General features: G+C 55.6%; 4 protein-coding genes. 3 read left to right on the top strand and 1 reads right to left on the bottom strand.

What is annotated here, in order from left to right:
- A partial coding sequence (locus tag RWM61_RS20060) for a hypothetical protein (RefSeq protein ID WP_314004232.1) occupies nucleotides 1–289 on the bottom strand: 289 nt, incomplete at its 3' end.
- A 903-nt stretch (nucleotides 290–1192) separates the two neighbouring features.
- Between RWM61_RS20060 and RWM61_RS20055 the strand changes: the two genes are divergently transcribed.
- From RWM61_RS20055 to RWM61_RS20045, 3 genes are all read left to right on the top strand, one after another.
- Nucleotides 1193–2440 carry a glycoside hydrolase family 32 protein gene (locus tag RWM61_RS20055; RefSeq protein ID WP_314004230.1) on the top strand — a complete coding sequence of 416 codons (1248 nt, stop codon included), beginning with the start codon at nucleotides 1193–1195 and terminating at the stop codon, nucleotides 2438–2440.
- Nucleotides 2322–2582: a GH32 C-terminal domain-containing protein gene (locus RWM61_RS20050; RefSeq protein WP_314004227.1), complete on the top strand. Its 261-nt coding sequence runs from the start codon at nucleotides 2322–2324 to the stop codon at nucleotides 2580–2582. Before RWM61_RS20055 ends, RWM61_RS20050 begins: the two co-directional genes overlap by 119 nt.
- On the top strand, nucleotides 2576–3551 hold a 976-nt coding region (locus tag RWM61_RS20045; RefSeq protein ID WP_314004225.1), incomplete at its 3' end, for an SDR family NAD(P)-dependent oxidoreductase. The genes RWM61_RS20050 and RWM61_RS20045, both read left to right, overlap by 7 nt.

Genomic DNA, 3551 nt, shown 5'->3' with positions numbered 1-3551 from the left:
TTTCCAATGTATATACTTCCATTTCCTCAAGTTTGAGCTTTGCTTCTGTCACGTTTTTTTTGCCGGCCGCTACTTCAACTGCCAATTCATTTAAAACACGTTGGACATCTCTCGTTCGATTATCCAATTCTTCTTCATTAAGATCAACTTTCTTCTTGTGAGCATATTTTTCGGCGAGTGCTTTCTTTTCCTTAATACTGTCGTATTCTGGCTGCGAGTTTTCCTGTTGAGCAAACACTGACTGACTGAGAAGCAGGAGAAAAGCGATAACTACCAGAACCTTCTTCATAACTCAATCCTCCATTACTTAGTATTTTTATATGAAATTATGAAAATCTATCCACCTTATCATCATTTTGGATAAAAATAATGAGAGGAACAAAACAAAACAGCTTCTTAGGCATAATACGATCATGCTGATCATTACGATAAATCATGTTATTATAAATTTGTCAACTATAATTTAATAAATCAAAATTAAGTTCACAAACCCAATATAGCTTTAAATGGATAGTTTTGTATATAGTAAATTAAGACTAATTCATGAAGTCGACATTTGTCGAATATCTTTCAATACCGGCACTGCCCCCATCAGGACAACTCCTCCGCTCGCGATCCGTTCCAGCCCTGCCGCTCTCGGACACAATCGAGGCAAACATGCAGACGTTCGATCTCAAACCCTAAATCGAGCACCGCCTGCTGAAAATCGCGTTATCGACGCAGCCGGCTCGTCGGATGTCACAACAACCGCTTGCTTCCCATCCAGAGCAACCTCCGCCGAGTAGAAGCCCCAAGTGTCGTGCCCCGGCATTTTTTGATCGCGGTCCTAGTCGGCAACGCCGCGCCATTCTTCATGATCCTAAAAGACATTCGTTATACCGATATGGCGACCGACTATCGCCATAATCAACTCCAACACAATCCACATTGCCACAATATCGGTAAAAATCTATATTGACTTTGCCGGTTTATTTGTTAATATCGTTTTGAAAACGCTTTATAATATTCGAATGTATACTAAATTTGAGGTATTATGACCGTTTAACCGACATGCACCCCATTCTTCTTTTCAAGGAGGGCTCTGCCATCGTTTTACGATCCCGCACGGACCGAGCTTCATAACAGTCTCGTCCGCAAAGCCATGCAGGCGGTTGCGGAACTGCAGCCGCGAACCGTCGGCGATCCGTATCGGTTGAATTATCATTTCATGTCGCCTTCCGCCTGGATCAACGATCCGAACGGACTTATCCGGTTTAAAGACGAATACCACATGTTTTATCAGCTTCATCCGTTCAGCGCGGACAACGGCCCGAAGCATTGGGGACACGCCAAAAGCGCGGATCTCATCCACTGGGAGCATCTGCCGGTAGCCTTGGCGCCGAGCGAGGCGTTTGAGGGCAACGGCTGTTTTTCGGGCACGGCGGTGGTCGACAACGGTGTGCTTACGCTCGTGTACACGGGCAATCTCGTCGCTGAGGGCGTCAAACGCCAGGTCCAGTGCTTGGCATTCAGCGAAGACGGCGTGACGTTCCGCAAATACGAAACGAACCCCGTCATCCGCGAGTTTCCGCCTGACGGTTCGGAAGATTTCCGCGACCCGAAGGTATGGAAGCACGAGAACAGCTGGTATATGGCGGTCGGTTCGGGCAAGGACGGCATAGCGAAGGCGCTGCTGTATAAATCGCCCGATCTCCTCGAATGGCGGTATGTCGGGGTCATGGCCGAGAGTCCGGGTCCCCATCACGGCGTCATCTGGAACTGCCCGGACTTCTTCTCGATCGGGGACCGGGACGTGCTGCTCGTTTCGCCCGCGGTATGGCCCGGCAATATGCGCGAGGTCCGGAAAAGTCTGTACTATATCGGCAAAATGGATTATGACACGGGGAAATTTGTCGTGGAAGCGGACGGCGATGTCGATGCGGGTTGGGACTTTTACGCGCCGCAAACGATGGTTGACGAACGCGGCCGGGTGATCTTGATCGGCTGGATGGACATGTGGTTCAATCTGATGCCGTCCAAGGCTTACGGATGGGCCGGCGCGATGACGATCCCGCGCGAAGCGGTTCTACTGCCGGACGGCAAGCTGGGGTTCCGGCCCTTCAAGGAATTGCAGGCGCTGAGAAGCGATCACCGGCGGTTCGATGCGTTCACGTTGACGCCGGACGTCGGGGCCCTCTACGGCGTGCAGGTCGATTCGCTGGAAATGGCCGCCGTGTTCGATACGGCCAGATGCGGCGGGGAACGGTTCGGAATCAAGCTGCGCCAGTCCGCGGACGGCCGTCACGAGACTGTCGTCGGTTACGCACCGGCCACGGGGGGAATTGACCTTGGACTGCACGGGCTCCGGCAACCTGCCCGGCAAGACCAGCCGCTGCCGCCTGCTGCCCGCGGCCGACGGAACGGTGAAACTTCATTTGTTCCTAGACCGCTTCTCGCTTGAAGTGTTCGGCAACGACGGAAGCACATGCGTCACGACCCGCATGTATCCGGACCCGGACAGCCCTGGCGTCCGTCTGTTCGTCACGGACGGAGCCGTTCAGATGAAATCGCTCGACGTCTGGACGTTGAAATCCGCATGGTAGCCTTCGGAACGGCACGGGAAAAAAACCGGACGGGAGAGGGAAAAACTGCGCTGGTGACCGGCGGCAGCCGGGGGATCGGCCGCGGAATCGCCTATGCGATGGCCGAAGCCGGCTATAACCTGGCGCTCAGCCATTGGAACGATCACGCTTCGGCGGAAGCCGTCAAGGCCGAAGTCCGCGGGCGGTTCGGACGAAAGCTCTTCGTGTTCGACGGCGATCTGGAGCGGGAAACCGAACCCGAACGGCTGACGGAATCGGCCGTCCGGGCCCTGGGGCGGCTCGACGTGCTGGTGAACAATGCGGGCGTCACGCTGTTCGACGACATTGCGGCGATGGAGACGGCGGACATCAACCGGCTGCTGCATCTGGATTTTCGCGCTCCCATTCTGCTCATTCAGCATGTCGGACGCCACATGATCGAACGCGGCATTCAGGGATGCATGATCAACATTACCTCCACGCGGGTGGAGCGTGTTTACCCCCGCGTGGAGGTGTATGGCGGCGTCAAAGCCGCGCTCGCCCGCGCATCGCAATCCGCCGCGCTCGAGCTTTCCGCCTACGGCATCCGCGTCAACTGCATCGCCCCCGGAGCGATCGCCGCGACGAAAGAGCGCGAAGCGCATTACCTGGCATTGGGCCGGAAAATTCGGCTCGGCCGCCCCGGGCGGCCGGTCGGCCAGACGGCGAATATTCATCTGGATTTGGCCAGCCCAAATTTCGGCGTACAGGAGTGGAGCGAATTTTCCGAGCGCATGCGCGAAGTGTTCCCCGGCTGCCCGGAGGTGCGCCGCGGTTATGTGTACGTTAGCGGCAAGCCAGGCTGGGCGTCGATCTGGACGAGCGGCTCGCCGCGCAGTATCCGTGCCATGAGCGGCTGCCCGACTGGACGCTGGCGCGCATCCCGGACGGAACGGCGGGGGGGGGCGGGGCCCCCGCCGCCGCCCCCCAAAAAACACACAAAAAAAAAAA

The sequence above is a fragment of the uncultured Paenibacillus sp. genome (assembly GCF_963515335.1).
GTDB lineage: Bacteria > Bacillota > Bacilli > Paenibacillales > Paenibacillaceae > Paenibacillus_I.
Note: the sequence above shows the minus strand (reverse complement) of the source record. Positions and strands in the feature narration are given on the sequence as shown.